The sequence below is a fragment of the Conexibacter sp. JCM 18997 genome, from assembly GCF_055391915.1.
This window is the reverse complement of record NZ_AP043885.1, coordinates 3,131,214-3,146,058: the sequence shown is the minus strand read 5'-3', so window position 1 is coordinate 3,146,058 and position 14,845 is coordinate 3,131,214. Positions and strand designations below refer to the sequence as shown.

16 protein-coding genes are annotated in these 14,845 nt (G+C 72.3%); 12 read left to right on the top strand and 4 right to left on the bottom strand.

The window, feature by feature from the left end:
- The first annotated feature begins 38 nt into the window (after positions 1-38).
- From ACZ5UI_RS16085 to ACZ5UI_RS16075, 3 genes are read left to right on the top strand one after another with little or no spacing between them, the layout of a single operon-like run.
- Positions 39-965 carry a formylglycine-generating enzyme family protein gene (locus ACZ5UI_RS16085; protein WP_464188626.1) on the top strand — a complete coding sequence of 309 codons (927 nt, stop codon included), beginning with the start codon at positions 39-41 and terminating at the stop codon, positions 963-965.
- A complete protein-coding gene (locus ACZ5UI_RS16080; RefSeq protein WP_464188624.1) occupies positions 962-2,599 on the top strand; it encodes a SulP family inorganic anion transporter in 1,638 nt (545 codons plus the stop codon). Before ACZ5UI_RS16085 ends, ACZ5UI_RS16080 begins: the two co-directional genes overlap by 4 nt.
- Positions 2,596-3,444, top strand: a complete 849-nt coding sequence (locus ACZ5UI_RS16075; protein ID WP_464188622.1) for a YhjD/YihY/BrkB family envelope integrity protein — start codon at positions 2,596-2,598, stop codon at positions 3,442-3,444. Before ACZ5UI_RS16080 ends, ACZ5UI_RS16075 begins: the two co-directional genes overlap by 4 nt.
- On the opposite strand, the gene ACZ5UI_RS16070 is transcribed toward ACZ5UI_RS16075, so the two are convergent.
- The 4 genes from ACZ5UI_RS16070 to ACZ5UI_RS16055 all read right to left on the bottom strand — a co-directional run bounded on the left by ACZ5UI_RS16070 (position 3,377) and on the right by ACZ5UI_RS16055 (position 8,294).
- Positions 3,377-4,630 carry an MFS transporter gene (locus ACZ5UI_RS16070; protein ID WP_464188620.1) on the bottom strand — a complete coding sequence of 418 codons (1,254 nt, stop codon included), beginning with the start codon at positions 4,628-4,630 and terminating at the stop codon, positions 3,377-3,379. The genes ACZ5UI_RS16075 and ACZ5UI_RS16070 overlap by 68 nt on opposite strands.
- An 18-nt stretch (positions 4,631-4,648) precedes the next feature.
- The gene (gene upp / locus ACZ5UI_RS16065; protein WP_464188618.1) at positions 4,649-5,284 is read right to left on the bottom strand and encodes a uracil phosphoribosyltransferase; all 636 of its coding nucleotides are present in this window, start codon (positions 5,282-5,284) and stop codon (positions 4,649-4,651) included.
- A 479-nt stretch (positions 5,285-5,763) separates the two neighbouring features.
- Positions 5,764-6,981, bottom strand: coding sequence for a DEAD/DEAH box helicase (locus ACZ5UI_RS16060; RefSeq protein ID WP_464188617.1), 1,218 nt, complete (start codon positions 6,979-6,981; stop codon positions 5,764-5,766).
- Between the two features lie 140 nt (positions 6,982-7,121).
- Positions 7,122-8,294, bottom strand: a complete 1,173-nt coding sequence (locus tag ACZ5UI_RS16055; RefSeq protein WP_464188615.1) for an MFS transporter — start codon at positions 8,292-8,294, stop codon at positions 7,122-7,124.
- A gap of 64 nt (positions 8,295-8,358) precedes the next feature.
- Between ACZ5UI_RS16055 and ACZ5UI_RS16050 the strand changes: the two genes are divergently transcribed.
- The 9 genes from ACZ5UI_RS16050 to rplJ all read left to right on the top strand — a co-directional run bounded on the left by ACZ5UI_RS16050 (position 8,359) and on the right by rplJ (position 14,840).
- Positions 8,359-9,939, top strand: a complete 1,581-nt coding sequence (locus tag ACZ5UI_RS16050; protein WP_464188613.1) for a circularly permuted type 2 ATP-grasp protein — start codon at positions 8,359-8,361, stop codon at positions 9,937-9,939.
- Entirely contained in the window at positions 9,940-10,851 is a 912-nt protein-coding gene (locus ACZ5UI_RS16045) for an alpha-E domain-containing protein (RefSeq protein ID WP_464188611.1), read from the top strand. It begins immediately after the preceding gene.
- A 4-nt stretch (positions 10,852-10,855) separates the two neighbouring features.
- Positions 10,856-11,731, top strand: coding sequence for a transglutaminase family protein (locus ACZ5UI_RS16040; RefSeq protein ID WP_464188609.1), 876 nt, complete (start codon positions 10,856-10,858; stop codon positions 11,729-11,731).
- Between the two features lie 81 nt (positions 11,732-11,812).
- The gene (gene rpmG, locus ACZ5UI_RS16035; RefSeq protein ID WP_464188607.1) at positions 11,813-11,977 is read left to right on the top strand and encodes a 50S ribosomal protein L33; all 165 of its coding nucleotides are present in this window, start codon (positions 11,813-11,815) and stop codon (positions 11,975-11,977) included.
- Between the two features lie 13 nt (positions 11,978-11,990).
- Complete coding sequence (secE, locus tag ACZ5UI_RS16030) at positions 11,991-12,398, top strand: preprotein translocase subunit SecE (RefSeq protein ID WP_464188604.1); 408 nt, start codon at positions 11,991-11,993, stop codon at positions 12,396-12,398.
- Positions 12,399-12,411: 13 nt separating this feature from the next.
- Positions 12,412-12,933 (top strand): transcription termination/antitermination protein NusG, encoded by a 522-nt coding sequence (gene nusG / locus ACZ5UI_RS16025; protein ID WP_464188602.1) that lies wholly within the window; start codon positions 12,412-12,414, stop codon positions 12,931-12,933.
- Between the two features lie 12 nt (positions 12,934-12,945).
- Positions 12,946-13,371, top strand: a complete 426-nt coding sequence (rplK, locus tag ACZ5UI_RS16020) for a 50S ribosomal protein L11 (RefSeq protein ID WP_464188600.1) — start codon at positions 12,946-12,948, stop codon at positions 13,369-13,371.
- Positions 13,371-14,096, top strand: a complete 726-nt coding sequence (gene rplA, locus ACZ5UI_RS16015; RefSeq protein ID WP_464188598.1) for a 50S ribosomal protein L1 — start codon at positions 13,371-13,373, stop codon at positions 14,094-14,096. Before rplK ends, rplA begins: the two co-directional genes overlap by 1 nt.
- A 54-nt stretch (positions 14,097-14,150) precedes the next feature.
- Positions 14,151-14,840 carry a 50S ribosomal protein L10 gene (gene rplJ / locus ACZ5UI_RS16010; protein ID WP_464188596.1) on the top strand — a complete coding sequence of 230 codons (690 nt, stop codon included), beginning with the start codon at positions 14,151-14,153 and terminating at the stop codon, positions 14,838-14,840.
- The last annotated feature ends 5 nt before the right edge of the window (positions 14,841-14,845 follow it).

Below are 14,845 nucleotides of genomic sequence, written 5' to 3'. Positions count from 1 at the left end.
CGCGGCGAGTCTACGCGCGAATAGGCTGCCGTGTCGGCATGGACACGCGCACCCCGCCGACCGACATGACGTGGATTTCCGGTGCGACGTTCCGCATGGGCTCCGAGCGGTTCTACGCCGAGGAGGGGCCGGTCCATCGCGTCGAGGTCGACGGGTTCTGGATCGACCGCAGCCCGGTCACCGTGCGCCAGTTCAAGCGCTTCGTGGCCGATACCGGCTACGTCACCGTGGCCGAGCGCCCGCTCGATCCGGCCGACTACCCGCAGGCCGATCCCACGCTGCTGGTCCCGGGCTCGCTGGTCTTCGTCAAGGCGCCCCACCGCGTGCCCCTGCACAACCATCAGCAGTGGTGGGCCTACGTGCCGGGGGCGTCATGGCGCTCCGTGCGCGGGCGCGACAAGCACCCGGTCACGCACGTCACGCACGAGGACGCCGCCGCCTACGCGGCCTGGGCCGGGCGGTCGCTGCCCACCGAGGCCGAGTGGGAGCTCGCCGCGCGGGGCGGGCTGGACGGCGCGACGTTCGCCTGGGGCGACGAGGAGCGCCCGGGCGGCAAGCTGATGGCCAACACCTGGCAGGGCGAGTTCCCCTGGCAGAACCTCAAGGCCAACGGCTACGAGGGCACCTCGCCGGTGGCCACGTTCCCGCCCAACGGCTACGGCCTGTACGACATGACCGGCAACGTGTGGGAGTGGACCGACGACTTCTTCACGCCGCGCCACCCCGACGACGAGCTCGGCGACTGCTGCCTGCCGCGCAACCCGCGCGTCGACTCGCCCGAGCGCAGCTACGCCGTGGGCCAGCCCGGCGCCGACATCCCGCGCCGGGTGATCAAGGGCGGCTCGCACCTGTGCGCGCCCAACTACTGCCTGCGCTACCGGCCCGCCGCCCGCCAGGCCGAGGCGATCGACACGTCCACCAGCCACATCGGCTTTCGCTGCGTCCTGCGGGCGCCCGGGCCGTGAGCGCCGTAGCGCTCCCGGCGTGGGTGCGGGAGTACCGGTCGGCCGATCTGCGGCCCGATCTGGTCGCCGGTCTGGTCATCTGGTCGGTCGTCACCCCGCAGGCGGTGGCCTACGCCCAGATCGCCGGGCTGTCGCCCGCGGCCGGGCTGATGGCCGCGCCGGGCGCGATGCTGGCCTACGGCCTGTTCGGCACCTCGCGCCAGCTGATCGTCGGCGCCACGACCTCGACCGCGGCCGTGTCGGCCGCCGCGGTGGGCACGCTGGCCGCCGGCGACCCGGCCAAGTTCGCCGCGCTGTCGGCGGCGCTCGCGGTCGTGGCGGCGATCGTGTTCGTGATCGCCGGCCTGCTGCGCTTGGGCGCGGTCGCCGACCTGATCTCGTCGTCGGTCATGACGGGCTTCCTGTTCGGCCTGGGCCTGACCATCGCCGTGGGTCAGGTGGCGGCGCTGCTGGGCGTCGAGGACCCGGGCGGTGACCCGTTCCCGCGGGCCTGGCACCTGATCGGACGCCTGGGCGACACCGACCTGCTGACGCTGGTCGTCGGCTTGGCGTCGGTGGCCATCCTGCTCGGGGGCCGGCGGGCGGCGCCCCGGCTGCCCTGGTCGCTGATCGTGCTCGTCGCCTCGGTGGCGCTGTCGGCCATCTTCCAGCTCGACGAACACGGCCTGGCCACCGTCGGCGATCTGCCCACCGCGCTGCCGGATCCGTCGCTGCCGGACGTCAACGCGGGCGACATCGTGCAGTTGATCGCGCCGGCGTTCGGCGTCCTGATCCTCAGCGCCGAGGCGATCGGCGTCTCGCGCTCGCTGGCCGCCAAGCACGGTGACCCGATCGACACCAACCGCGACCTGGTGGCCATGGGCGGCTCCAACCTGCTGGCCGGCCTGTCGGCGGGCTTCGTGCAGACCGGCGGCGCGAGCCAGACCGCCGCGGCGGACGCGGCCGGGACGCGGACCCAGTTGGCCGGCCTGGTCTGTGCCGCGCTGGTGCTGGCCACCGGCGCGTTCCTCTCGCCGCTGTTCGAGCCGCTGCCCAAGGCGACGCTGGCGGCGATCGTGATCGTCGCGGTCTCCGGCTTCTTCAACGTCGCCGCCATGCGCCGGTTCGCGCGCGTGCGGCGCGTGGCGTTCGTGTGGGCCTGCGTCGCGCTGCTCGGCGTGCTCGTGCTGGGCATCCTCCAAGGGCTCGTCGTCGCGGTCGTCGGGACCCTGATCTACGTCGTCCAGCGCATCGCCCGACCCGACATCCACGTGCTGGCCCGCGATCCCCTCAGCGGCGTGTGGGGCGCGCTGGACCGCCACCCCGACTGGCGCCCGGCGCCCGGCGTGCTCGCGGTGCGCTGCGACCTGATGCTGCTGTATCCGAACGTCGGCGTGTTCAAGGACCGCGTCATCGCCCTGGTGGACGGCGCCCAGCCGGCGCCGACCGCGGTCGTGGTCGACATGGCCCCGACCCCGGAGCTCGACGTGCAGACGGCCGACACGCTGGGCGAGCTGGCCGACGTGCTGGACCGGCGGGGGATCGCGCTGCGCCTGGGCGAGGTCCGCGAGCCGGTGCGCGAGGTGCTCGAGCGCGCCGGCGTCGCGCCGCGGCTGGCGATCCGGCACTCGTTCGACGAAGCTGTGGCCGGATGAAAGACCGGCTGCTCCAGCATCGACACGTCGCCGCGGCGATCGCCTTCGTCCGCCATTGCCTGCAGCGCCTGGTCGAGCTCGAGTTCGTCGATCGATCCGTCGCGCTGGCCTCGCTGACCTTTACCGCCCTGATCCCGCTGGGCGTCGTGCTCGGCTCGATCGTGCCGGGCATCCACCGGGGCAACTTCGCCGACTCGTTGATCGAGCGGTTCGACCTCGATCCGCGCACGGCGGAGATCGTCCAGGCCGCCTTCTCCCCACCGCCGAACGTGCAGTCGTCGCTGTCGGTGCTCGGCGTGCTGCTGCTGATCGTCTCGGCGCTCAGCTTCACGCGCGGCCTGCAGCGCGCCTACGAGACGGCCTGGCGGCTGCCGCGGCTGGGCGTGCGGGCCACGCCGTCGGGTCTGATGTGGCTGGTCGGCGTCGCCGCCTTCCTCTCGATCTTCGGCGGCCTGCGCTCGGCCGCGGTCGATCTGTCGCGCCCGTTCATCTCCGCGGTCGTCGCGCTGTCCTTCTCGGGCGTGGTGTGGCTCTACACGCCGTGGATCCTGCTCTCGCGGCGGGTGCCCTGGCGGGCGCTGATCCCGACCGCCGCCCTGACCTCGGTGTGCATGACCTGCCTGTCGATCGGCGGGATCATCTACCTGCCCAAGTCGATCTCCAGCTCGGCGGCCAGCTACGGCACGATCGGCGTGGCCATCTCGCTGGTGTCCTGGTTCGTGTCCGCCGGCTTCATCCTGGTCGGCTGCGCGGCGGTGGGCGCGGTGTGGGGCGAGGCTAGGTTGGAGCAGCCGCTCCCAGGCGCGCGGGCCGCGGGAGCGTCAGACACGTCAGCGCCGCGATGACCAGGACGACGGTCGCCGCGGCCAGCATCGTGTCGTAGGAGCCGGTGGCGTCGTACAGGACGCCCGGGATCCAGGCGCCGAAGGCCGAGCCGAGCTGGTGGATCCCGTTCAGGCAGCCGAAGGCCAGGCCGACGGTCTGGGGTGAGACGTAGCGGGCGGCCAGCCACTGCGTGGGGGCGACGACGCTGAAGTCCACCACGCCGAACAGGAGGGCGAAGCCGATCAGCGCGCGGGCGTCGACCAGCGTGGCCAGCACGACGAACGACAGCGCCCGCGTGCCGTACAGGGCGGCCAGCAGCAGCCGGTTGTCGACCCGGTCGGCCAGCGGACCCGACAGCAGGATGCCGGTGACGTTGGCCGCGGCCAGCAGCGCGACGGCCAGCCCGGCCGTGCCGCCCGGTATGCCCCGGTCCTGGGCCAGCGGGATCAGGTGGGTGTCGACGAACCCGGTGGTGGTCAGGCCGCACACGAAGAACGGGATGCCCAGGCCCCAGAAGCCGCGCGAGCGCACGAGCTGGCCGAAGCCGAGCGCGAGCGGTGGCGCGTCGGAGTCGGGGTGGTCGTGGGTGGCCACCGCGGCCGGGAGCGGACCGCCGATCGGCAGCAGGCCGACGTCGGCCGGGCGGTCGCGCAGCCAGCGCCACAGCACGGGCGCGACGACCACGGCCAGCAGCGCGGCGCCGGCCAGCAGCGTGTCGCGCCAGCCGATCAGCGAGACGAGGCCCAGCGCGAGCGGGACCAGCAGCAGCTGGCCCGCGCCGAACCCGGCCTCCACCAGCGCGAAGGCCACGCCGCGCCGCTGCGTGAACCAGTAGGTGACGGCCACCGAGGCGGCCACGCCCGAGGCCCCGCCGAAGCCCAGCGACGCCACGACCCCGTAGGCCAGCGCCAGCTGCCACACGCTCTGGGCCAGCGCGCTGAGCACCAGCCCGACCGCGACCAGCAGCGTGCTGACCGTCAGCGTGCGGCGGATGCCGAAGCGGTCGACCATCTTGCCCACGAACGGCTGCGAGCCGCCGTAGACCAGGAACGACAGCGACCCGATCAGGGTGATCGTGCCCCGCGAGGCGCCGAACTCGTGCTCCCAGGGATTGACGAACGCGCCGAAGCTCAGCCGCACGCCCTGGGCGAAGAGGATCGCGCCGAAGCACAGCGCGAGGATCTTCCAGGCGTAGTGGCCGCGCACGCCGTCCCGCGCCGCGCGTCAGCCCGCGGGGGTGCCGTAGACGCGGTCGCCCGCGTCGCCCAGGCCGGGGCGGATGTAGCCGTTCTCGTCCAGGCCGCGGTCCAGCGCGGCCACCCAGATCGGCACGTCGGGATGGCGCTCGTGGACCGCGGCGACGCCCTCGGGCGCGGCGACCAGGCAGATCAGGCGCACGTCGGTGGCGCCGACCTCGGCCAGGCGGTCGAGCGCATGGACCGCGCTGCCGCCGGTGGCCAGCATCGGATCGAGCACGAAGGTGTGGGCGGCGTCGAGGTGGGCGGGCAGCCGCTCGAAGTACCCGCGGGGCGTCAGCGTGTGCTCGTCGCGCTGCAGGCCCAGGTGCCCGACGCGCGCATCGGGCAGCAGGCGCAGGAACCCGTCGACCATGGCCAGGCCCGCGCGCAGCACGGGCACGACGGCGACCTCGCCCTTCAGGCGCTCGGCGGCGGTCGTCTCCAGCGGCGTCTGCACCTCGCCGGTGACCGTGGGCAGGTCGCGGGTGGCCTCGATGGCCACGATCGCCGAGGCCTCGTGCAGGGCCCGGCGGAACGCGCCGTGCGGGGTGGTCTCGTCGCGCAGCAGGGCGACGCGGTCGCGCAGGACGGGATGGTCGACGACGGTCAGCTCGGCGGGCATCGGGCGATGCTCGCACGAAGTGCTCAGACGTGCATCTCGGCCAGGCGTTGCGCCTCGGCGCCCACCGCTCGGCGATCGGCGCGATCCAGCGGCGTCTCGGGTCGAAGCGGACAACGGCGGGCAGCGCAGGACGGCGAGCGGTGGCGGAGACGCCACCCGCCGCGAGAAGTGGCACGTCGCCGCTCCCCACCGGCGCCGTTGTCAGCTGGGCGTCGCATAGCGACGCGAACCTGACAACGGGCGACTTCACCTCGGAGTCTGCCCAGAAACCACGAAAGGCCCCGGCCGAAGCCGGGACCTTTCGATCAGGTGTCTGATTCAGAGTGGCCTACGTCCGGAGGAGAGAGGGGAGGACGCAGACCGGTCATTCACCAACGATCGTCGCGGGATATGGGCGACGAACAAGACGGATGATACGGCAACTAAGGGTCTCGTTTGTGTGACAACGATCACCTTTCCCCCGAGTGGGGGAGTGGCGTTCAGGAGCGGGCGCGCGAACGCTGTCCGCCGCGGCGGCGGGAGCGCGAGCCCTGGCCCTGACCCTGCCGCGGGGCCGGTCCGGCGCCCGCGGTCGAGTTGGACTGGAAGCCCGAGCGCGCGAACTCGCGCGACAGGTCCAGGTCGCCGGCGATCTTGGCCACGTCCTTGGCCTGCTCGGCGCCCACGAACGTGATGCCGATGCCCGTGCGCCCGGCGCGGCCCGTGCGGCCGACGCGGTGGACGTAGCCCTCGCGGTCGTCCGGCGGATCGAACTGGATCACGTGCGTGATGCCGTCGATGTCGATGCCGCGGGCGGCCACGTCGGTGGCCACGAGCGTGTCGACGGTGCCGGCCTCGAAGCGGGCCAGCGCCTTCTCGCGCTGGGACTGCGACTTGTCGCCGTGCATCGCGACGGCGCGCACGCCCTCGCGGTCCAGGCGCTTGACCAGACGGTCGGCGCCGCGCTTGGTGCGCACGAAGACGAGCGCGCGGTCGCGGTCGCCGTCGCGCAGCTCGCGGACGAGCGCGTCGAGGCGATCGTCGCGCTCGGCCCGCACGAAGCGGTGCTCGATCTGCGCGGTCTTGTGCTCGGTGGGGACGTGCTCGTGCAGGCGCGCGTCGTTGGTGTACTGCTGCGCGATGCGGCCGGCCTCGCCGTCCAGCGTGGCCGAGAAGAACACCGTCTGGCGGTCGCTCGGGCACTTGGCGACGATGCGGTCGACGGCCGGGCGGAAGCCCATGTCGAGCATGCGGTCGGCCTCGTCGAGCACGAGCAGGCGCACGTGCTTGAGCGAGAACGTGCCGCGCTGGAGGTGATCCTCGAGCCGGCCGGGCGTGGCGACGATGATGTGCGCGCGGGCGGCTTCGCGGCCCTGCTTCTCCATGCCGACGCCGCCGTAGACGGCCTTGATGCGCAGCGCGCGGGAGTGGGCGACGGTGTAGAGCTCGTCGACGATCTGGGAGGCGAGCTCACGCGTGGGGGCGAGCACGAGCGCCGCGGGGCGCGGGTCGTTGGCCTCGATGATGTCGACCATCGGCAGGCCGAAGGCGAGGGTCTTGCCCGAGCCGGTCGGCGACTTGGCCAGGACGTCATGGCCGGCCAGCACGTCTTCGATGACGAGCTGCTGGATGGCAAAGGGGGACTCGATGCCGCGCTCGGTCAGCGCCGCCACCACGGGCGGCGACACGCCGAGATCGGCGAAGGTCTGCGTAGACACTGGAACTGCTCCTTCTGAGGCGGCGCTACCGGGCCGCGGAGATTCGGGAGACGGCTACAAGACCCGAACCGCCGGCGGCGGAAGAGAGCAAGCGAGCTGCCTCGCGGCCGACCGGTTGTCGACCGCACGTAAGACACAGACTAGCGACGTTCGCTGCGGGCGAGCGCCAACGTGACCAGAGCCGCCGCCGCGGCGTAGCCCGCGGCGACCCAGAACGCCGCCTCGTAGCTGACCAGCGCGGCCACGGCGCCGGCGATCGGGGCGCCGATGCCGAAGCCGGCGTCGAAGAACGCCGTGAAGGTCCCCAGCGCGGCGCCCCGGCGCTCCTCGCCGACGCGATCGACGACCCACAGGGCCAGCGCGGGGTACAGCGTCGCGAAGCCGAAGCCGGTGACGACCCCGCCGACCGCGGCGATCGGCCAGTCGTGGGCCACCGCGATCAGCGCCAGGCCGGCGCAGGCCGCCAGCGCGGCGGCCATCGCCGTGGGCAGCGGGCCGAGCCGATCGGGCAGCGAGCCGAGCACGAGCCGCGTGGCCACGACCGTCGCGCCGAACGTCACGAAGACCAGCGTCCCGTGCCCGGCGCCGCGGGCGGCCAGGTGCAGGCCGACGAACCCGGCCAGCGTCGCGTAGCTGGCGTTGATGAGCAGCAGCGCCACGCCGGGGGCCAGCGCCTCGCGGGTGATCAGCGGTGCGCGGGGCGCGTCCGGATGGGGCACGCGGGCGTCGGACGGTTCGCGGGCCGCCACCACGGCGCCCGCGAGCGGCAGGAGCGTGGCCAGCGCCCACACGGCCTCGTATCCGCCCAGCGAGTCCATCACGGAGCCGATCGCCGGACCCAGGCTCAGCCCGAGCCACACGGACACGCCGAACCAGCTGATCGCGCGCCCGCGCCGGTCGGCGCGGGCGAGGTCGACGATCCAGGCCGAGCCGGCGGTGAACACCACGCCCTCGCCGACCCCCACCACGAGCCGGGCGACCAGCGCGCCGGGGACGCCGGCGGGCACGAACATCAACGCGCTGCCCACCGAGACGATCAGGCACCCGCCGATGACCATCAGGCGCCGCCCGCGCGCATCGGCGTTGCGCCCGGCCCACGGGCGCGCCACGATCGCCGTGAAGGCAAAGGCGCCGACCACGAGCCCGGTCTCGACGTCCCCGCCGTGCAGCGGTCCGTGCACGTAGCGGGGCAGGATCGGCAGCACGCAGCCGATCGCCGCGAAGCAGCACCAGCTGGCCAGGAAGACGGCCGCGGACGATCCGCGGACCTTGTCGGCGGGTGCGCCGGACGCAGGCGCGACGTTGGCCGACATGGCGATCAACGGTAGCCCGCCGGTCGAAGCGGGAAGCTGTGTGCCCGTGGGAAATTCCCGACCCGTGACGATCTCGCCGACGGCGCCCTTCTACGACGAGCTGGTGGACGCCGCCGGCGGCGCTCGTCCGCACACCGCCGGCCTGGTCGACGCGCTCAACCGCATCGGGGGCGACGGGCTGGTCGCGGCCGGTCGCCGCCGCGACGCGATCTTCCTCCAGCAGGGCATCACCTACGAGGCCAACGAACAGGGCGAGGTGGTCAAGGACCGCCCGTTCCCCCTGGACCTCGTGCCCCGCGTCATCCCCGCGGGCGAGTGGGCCGAGCTCGAGCGCGGGCTGCGCCAGCGCATCCGCGCGCTGAACGCCTTCATCGACGACGTCTACCACGGCCGCGAGATCGTCCGGGCCGGGATCGTGCCCTGGTCGCTGGTCGTCTCGCGCACCCACTTCGCGCGTGCCGTGCACGGCATCCGCCCGCCGGGCGGCGTGTACTGCCACGTCGCCGGCTGCGACCTGGTGCGCGACGCCGACGGCTCCTGGCGCGTGCTCGAGGACAACGTGCGCACGCCGTCGGGCATCTCCTACGTGCTGGAGAACCGCGTGGCGATGACGCGCCTGCTGCCCCAGCTGTTCGCCGGCCACCGCGTGCGGCCGGTCGACCACTACCCGCAGCTGCTGCTGGCCGCTTTGCGCGCGGTCGCGCCCGCCGCCGAGGGCGAGGCGACCGTCGTGGTGTGGACCCCCGGCTCGCTGAACCCCGCCTACTTCGAGCACGCGTTCCTGGCCCGCCAGATGGGCGTCGAGCTGGTCGAGGCCTCCGACCTCGTCGTGCGCGACGACGTGCTCTACATGCGCACGACCAGCGGCCTGCAGCGCGTCGACGCGGTCTACCGCCGCCTGGACGACGACTTCGTGGACCCGCTGGAGTTCCGGCCCGACTCGCTGCTCGGCGTCCCCGGCCTGATCCGGGCCTACCGCTCCGGCAACGTGGCCATCGCCAACGCGATCGGCACCGGCGTGGCCGACGACAAGGCGGTCTACCACTACGTCCCGGAGATGATCCGCTTCTACCTGGGCGAGGAGCCGATCCTGCAGAACGTGCCGACCTACCTGCTCAGCGACCCCGAGCAGCTCGACCACGTGCTCGGCCGCCTCGACCAGCTGGTGGTCAAGCCCACGGGCGAGTCGGGCGGCAAGGGCGTGTTCATCGGACCGCGCTGCACCGACGAGGAGCTGGCCGGCCTGGCCGAGGTGATCCGCCGGGTGCCCGAGCGCTGGATCGCCCAGGAGGTGGTGCAGCTGTCGACCGTGCCGACCGCCGACGGCGAGGGCACGCTCAGCCCGCGCCACGTCGACCTGCGCCCGTTCGCGGTGTTCGGCGAGACGATCGAGATCATCCCCGGCGGCCTGACCCGCGTGGCGATGGTGCCCGGCTCGATGATCGTCAACTCCTCGCGCGGCGGCGGCTCCAAGGACACCTGGGTGCTGGACGAGGCGGCCGAGACCGGGCGCCGGCCGCGGCCCGCCCCGGTCGAGCAGCCCGCGCTGCCCGACCTGCGCTACGGCGGCTGGCAGTCGCAGGCCCAGCAACAGCAGCAGCACCGTCCGCTCCGTCCCCAGCCGCGCGGCGCGCAGGGCCGCTAGATGCTCGCGCGCATCGCCCACGACCTGTTCTGGCTCGGGCGCAACCTGGCCCGCGGCGAGCACACCGCGCGGATGCTCGAGGGCGTCTCGCAGGCCGACCTGCAGTCGCCCATCGACGACGACCCCGGCGCCGTGCTGCTCAGCTGGGACGGCGTGCTGGCCATCATGGGCGCGCCGCCGCTGGACGGCCACGCCACGCGCGAGCAGGCCCTGCGCGTGCTGACCACCGAGTCGACCAACGACGCCTCGGTGCGGGCCTGCGTGGTGCGGGCGCGTGAAGGCGCGCGGGTCGTCCGCGACGTGATCTCGGCCGAGATGTGGACGGCGGTCAACCGCCTCTACCTGGAGATCGAGGCGGCCGACTACTCCGGGCCCTACGGGTTCCTGCAGCGCGTCAAGGAGCGCACCGCGCTGTTCTGGGGCGCCACCGAGGCGACGATGCTGCGCGACGAGGCGGCCGCCTTCCTGCAGGTCGGGCGTCGGCTGGAGTCCGCCGACATGGTCCTGCGCATGCTGCGCGTCGCGCTGCCCTTCGGCCGCGAGGACGGGGCCACCGACGGCCAGGCGCTGGCGCTGCTGCAGGCGGTGGGCGGCTTCCAGGCCTTCCGCCGCGCTGTGCCCGCGCCGCCCAACGCCGGCCCGGTCGCCCGCTTCCTGCTGTTCGAGCGCGCCTATCCCGACTCGGTCGCCGCCTCGGTCGAGGCGGCCCGCGCCGCGCTGGCCGCCGCCGACCACAACGACCGCGTGTCCGAGCCGGTCCTGCGCCTCAGCCGCGTGGTGGCCGACCTGGAGTTCCGGGCCCGCGACGGCGCCGACCAGGACCTGCGCGAGGTGTTCGCGCTCGTCGGGCGCGAGCTGCAGTCGCTGGACCGCGACATCTCGTCGCGATACTTCGCGGGCGCCCTCTCCTGACGCCATGCACTTCCAGCTCCGCTACCTGACCGAGTACCGCTACGACGAGAGCGTCAGCGACAACCTCAACGTGCTGCGCGTGCGCCCGACGAACAACCGCACGCAGCGCATCGACGACTTCGTCGTGCGCGTCGACCCGGAGACGCGCCTGGGTCGCCACGAGGACTACTTCGGCACCGAGGTGATCGAGTTCGGCATCAGCCGGCCCCACGACCACCTGACGATCGACGTGCGCGCCCGCGTGACCACGTCGGACCCCGGCGACCCGCCGCAGGCCGGCTGGGACGCGGTCTCCACCGACGCCTACGCGCAGGCGGGCGGCGAGTTCCTGCTGCCCGACGCCGACACCACCGGCGACGCGCGGCTGGACGACCTGACCGAGCGGCTGCGGGCCGAGACCCCGCTGGAGACGTTGCGCACGCTGACCACGCTGATCCCGGACGCGTTCGAGTACCGCCCCGGCGTGACCTACGTGGACTCGACCGTCGAGGACCTGCTCGACGGCGGCGCCGGCGTCTGCCAGGACTTCGTGCACCTCGGCCTGCTGCTGCTGCGCCGCCACAAGATCGCCGCCCGCTACGTCTCGGGCTACCTGTGGTCGCCCGGCGAGGGCGGCAGCGAGGACAGCATCGAGGTCGACACCCACGCCTGGCTGGAGGCGCTGCTGCCCTCGCCCGAGGGCGCGGGCGAGCCGGTCTGGTGGGGCGCGGACCCGACCAACCGCCGCCTGGCCGGCGAGGCCCACGTGAAGATCGGCCACGGCCGCCACTACCGTGACGTGCCGCCCATCCGCGGCGTCTACCGGGGGGCCGCGGAGGCCCACCTGGACGCCTCGGTGACGATGACCCGGCTGGACCCAGCGGCCAGCGCCCGGGCCTGATCCCGGCACGTAGTACCATGGTCTGTCCGACCTGCCGCCGGCGGGTCGTTCCTTTGTGTCCCGAACCGGGAGCCCGCCGAGATGGCCCGCGGAGACGTGCGCATCGCTGTAACCCTCGCCTGCGAGGACTGCAAGCGGCGCAACTATCAGACGAACAAGAGCAAGCGAAACAACCCCGACCGCATCACCCTGCGCAAGTTCTGCAAGTGGTGCCGGTGCGTGACCAGCCACCGGGAGACCCGGTAGGCCTCACCCAGTCATGGCTAGTGATCGCCCTCGCAACGACGACGACCCACTCCGGAGAGAAGATCTCCCCGGAGAGCTCGAGCACGCCTCGGGCGATGTCGACGAGGTCGAGGCCCGGATCGTCTCCGGTGCCGGGGGGGATGTCAGCGAGCTCAGTGACAAAGAGCTGGAAGAGCAGGCCATCGCTGGTGGCGCGGCTGCTCGCATTCCCGCCGACGAGCGCGGTGGACCGCGCCCGGGCGGCAACCGTGTCCTGAACTTCCTGCGCGCCAGCTGGGCCGAGCTCCAGCGCGTGCAATGGCCCGATCGCCGGCAGGTCACCCAAGCGACCGCCGTGGTCCTGGGCTTCGTCGCGATCGCGGGCGCCTACCTCGGCGCCGCCGACTGGGCAGCCCAGCGGGTCGTCGACTTCATCATCTGATCAGAGAGAAAGCATGTTCCGCTGGTACGTCGTCAACACCTATTCAGGGCACGAGAAGAAGGTCAAGCAGAACCTCGAGCACCGCGTGGTCTCGCTGGGTCAGCAGCGCTCCGTGCGGTCCGTGGTCGTCCCGACCGAGACCGTCTCGGAGATGAAGGACAACCAGAAGGTGATGACCGAGAAGCGGACGATGCCCGGCTACGTGCTCGTCAACATGGACCTCAACGAGGACTCATGGACGCTGGTCAAGGGCACGCCCGGGGTGACCGGCTTCGTCGGCGCCTCCAACGAGCCCGTGCCGCTCACGCAGGCTGAGGTCGACCGGCTGCTGAAGAAGGAGGTGGCGACCGCTCCGCGGACGCGCGCCCAGTTCTCCATCGGAGAATCGGTCAAGGTCATCTCCGGCCCCCTCTCGGACTTCTCTGGGGAGATCTCCGAGATCAACGAGGACGCCAGCCGGCTCAAGGTCCTCGTCTCTATCTTTGGACGCGAGACCCCGGTCGAAGTGGGCTTCGACCAGGTCAAGAAGATCTAGGAACCCGCACTCATGGCGAAAAAGGTCCTCACCACCATCAAGCTTCAGGCGCCGGGCGGCCAGGCCAGCCCCGCGCCGCCCGTCGGCCCGGCCCTGGGTCAGCACGGCATCAACATCATGGAGTTCGTCAAGGCGTTCAACGCCCAGACGGCGAACGACATGGGCACGACGATCCCGGTCGTCATCACCGTGTACGAGGATCGCTCGTTCACGTTCGTGACCAAGACCCCGCCGGCCGCGGTGCTGATCCGCCAGGCGCTGGGTCTGGACAAGGGCTCCGCCGAGCCCAACAAGACGAAGGTCGGCACGATCTCCCAAGCGCAGCTGCGCGAGATCGCCGAGAAGAAGCTCCAGGACCTGAACGCGCACGACGTGGACCAGGCCGCGAAGATCATCGCGGGCACCGCCCGCTCGATGGGCGTGGAGGTGGCTGGCTGATGGCCAAGCATGGGAAGTCGTACGTCGAGGCCCTCGGTCAGGTCGACCGCGAGCGCGAGTACCAGCCGTCGGAGGCGATCGAGCTCGTCAAGGAGCTCAAGCGGGCCAAGTTCGACGAGTCGATCGAGGTCCACATCCGCACGGGCCTGAACGTCCGTCACGCGGACGAGCAGCTGCGCGGCACGATCGGCCTGCCCAACGGGCTGGGCAAGAACGTGACCGTCGCCGTCTTCGCGCAGGGCCCCAAGGCCGCCGAGGCCGAGGCCGCGGGGGCCGACATCGTCGGCGCCGAGGACCTGGCCAAGCGCATCGAGGACGGCTTCAACGACTTCGACGTGGCCATCGCCACGCCGGACCTGATGCCGGTCGTCGGCCGTCTGGGCCGCATCCTCGGGCCGTCGGGCAAGATGCCCAACCCCAAGGTCGGCACGGTGACGATGGACGTCGCCAAGGCCGTCGAGGAGTCCAAGGCCGGCAAGGTCGAGTACCGCACCGATCGCACCGCGATCGTGCACTTGACCATCGGCAAGACGTCGTTCGACAGCCAGGCGCTGTTGGAGAACTACGCCGCGGTGATCGACGAGATCATCCGCGCCAAGCCGTCGGTGGCGAAGGGTCGCTACATCCGCTCGATCACCCTGGCTTCGACCCAGGGCCCGGGCGTGAAGGTCGACCCGAGCCGTACCCGAGACATCGTTGGGGAGCCTGCGCCGGCTGCGGCCTGAGCACGCTCCTCTCCGCAGACCCCCGGCAATCTGTAAGCCCGGGCTAGGAGGCTGATGAACCGAGAGCAGAAAGCTGCGGCGATCGAAGAGATCGCCACCGAGATCCAGGAGTCGTCCGCGGTGTTCGCCGTGGACTACCGGGGCATCTCGGTCACGCAGGCGGCCGAGCTGCGCACGCGACTGCGTGACGCAGACACCCGCTTCCGCGTGGTGAAGAACACCCTGACCGAGCGCGCGGCCGACCAGGTCGAGACCCCGGCGTTGAAGGACTTCCTGCAGGGCCCGACGGCCCTGGCCTTCGTGCGCGGCGATGCTGCCGCGGCCGCCAAGGCGATCGCCGACTACGCGCGAGCCACCGACCTGCTGCCCTTCAAGGGCGGCATCCTCGATGGCGAGACGCTGGATCCGGATCAGATCCGGGCCATCTCGCGCCTCCCCTCGCGTGAGGTGCTGTACCAGCAGCTCGTGGGGATCGTGGCGTCGCCCATCTCGGGCCTCGCGCGCACCCTGAACGCGCTCATCGGCGGCCTGGCGATCCAGCTGGGCCAGATCCAGGAGCAGGGCCTGGTCGGGCAGGGCGCCGAGGCGCCTGTCGCCGAACCCGCTTCCGAGCACGAAGCCGCCCCCGCGGCCGAGGAGCCCGAGGCTGCGGTGCAGGAGCCCGCCGCCGAGTCCGACGCCGAAGCCCCTGAGGCCGTGGCCGACGACGCATCAGCAACCACTTCGAACGACGAGGAGCAGTAATCACC

Excerpts from the sequence above, each read along its gene's own strand:
- rplK (WP_464188600.1), top strand. The coding sequence starts at position 12,946 with ATGGCGAAAAAGGTCCTCACCACCATCAAGCTTCAGGCGCCGGGCGGC.
- ACZ5UI_RS16075 (WP_464188622.1), top strand. The coding sequence starts at position 2,596 with ATGAAAGACCGGCTGCTCCAGCATCGACACGTCGCCGCGGCGATCGCC.
- upp (WP_464188618.1), bottom strand. The coding sequence starts at position 5,284 with ATGCCCGCCGAGCTGACCGTCGTCGACCATCCCGTCCTGCGCGACCGC.
- ACZ5UI_RS16085 (WP_464188626.1), top strand. The coding sequence starts at position 39 with ATGGACACGCGCACCCCGCCGACCGACATGACGTGGATTTCCGGTGCG.
- ACZ5UI_RS16040 (WP_464188609.1), top strand. The coding sequence starts at position 10,856 with ATGCACTTCCAGCTCCGCTACCTGACCGAGTACCGCTACGACGAGAGC.
- ACZ5UI_RS16055 (WP_464188615.1), bottom strand. The coding sequence starts at position 8,294 with ATGTCGGCCAACGTCGCGCCTGCGTCCGGCGCACCCGCCGACAAGGTC.
- rplJ (WP_464188596.1), top strand. The coding sequence starts at position 14,151 with ATGAACCGAGAGCAGAAAGCTGCGGCGATCGAAGAGATCGCCACCGAG.
- secE (WP_464188604.1), top strand. The coding sequence starts at position 11,991 with ATGGCTAGTGATCGCCCTCGCAACGACGACGACCCACTCCGGAGAGAA.
- ACZ5UI_RS16045 (WP_464188611.1), top strand. The coding sequence starts at position 9,940 with ATGCTCGCGCGCATCGCCCACGACCTGTTCTGGCTCGGGCGCAACCTG.
- rplA (WP_464188598.1), top strand. The coding sequence starts at position 13,371 with ATGGCCAAGCATGGGAAGTCGTACGTCGAGGCCCTCGGTCAGGTCGAC.
- rpmG (WP_464188607.1), top strand. The coding sequence starts at position 11,813 with ATGGCCCGCGGAGACGTGCGCATCGCTGTAACCCTCGCCTGCGAGGAC.
- nusG (WP_464188602.1), top strand. The coding sequence starts at position 12,412 with ATGTTCCGCTGGTACGTCGTCAACACCTATTCAGGGCACGAGAAGAAG.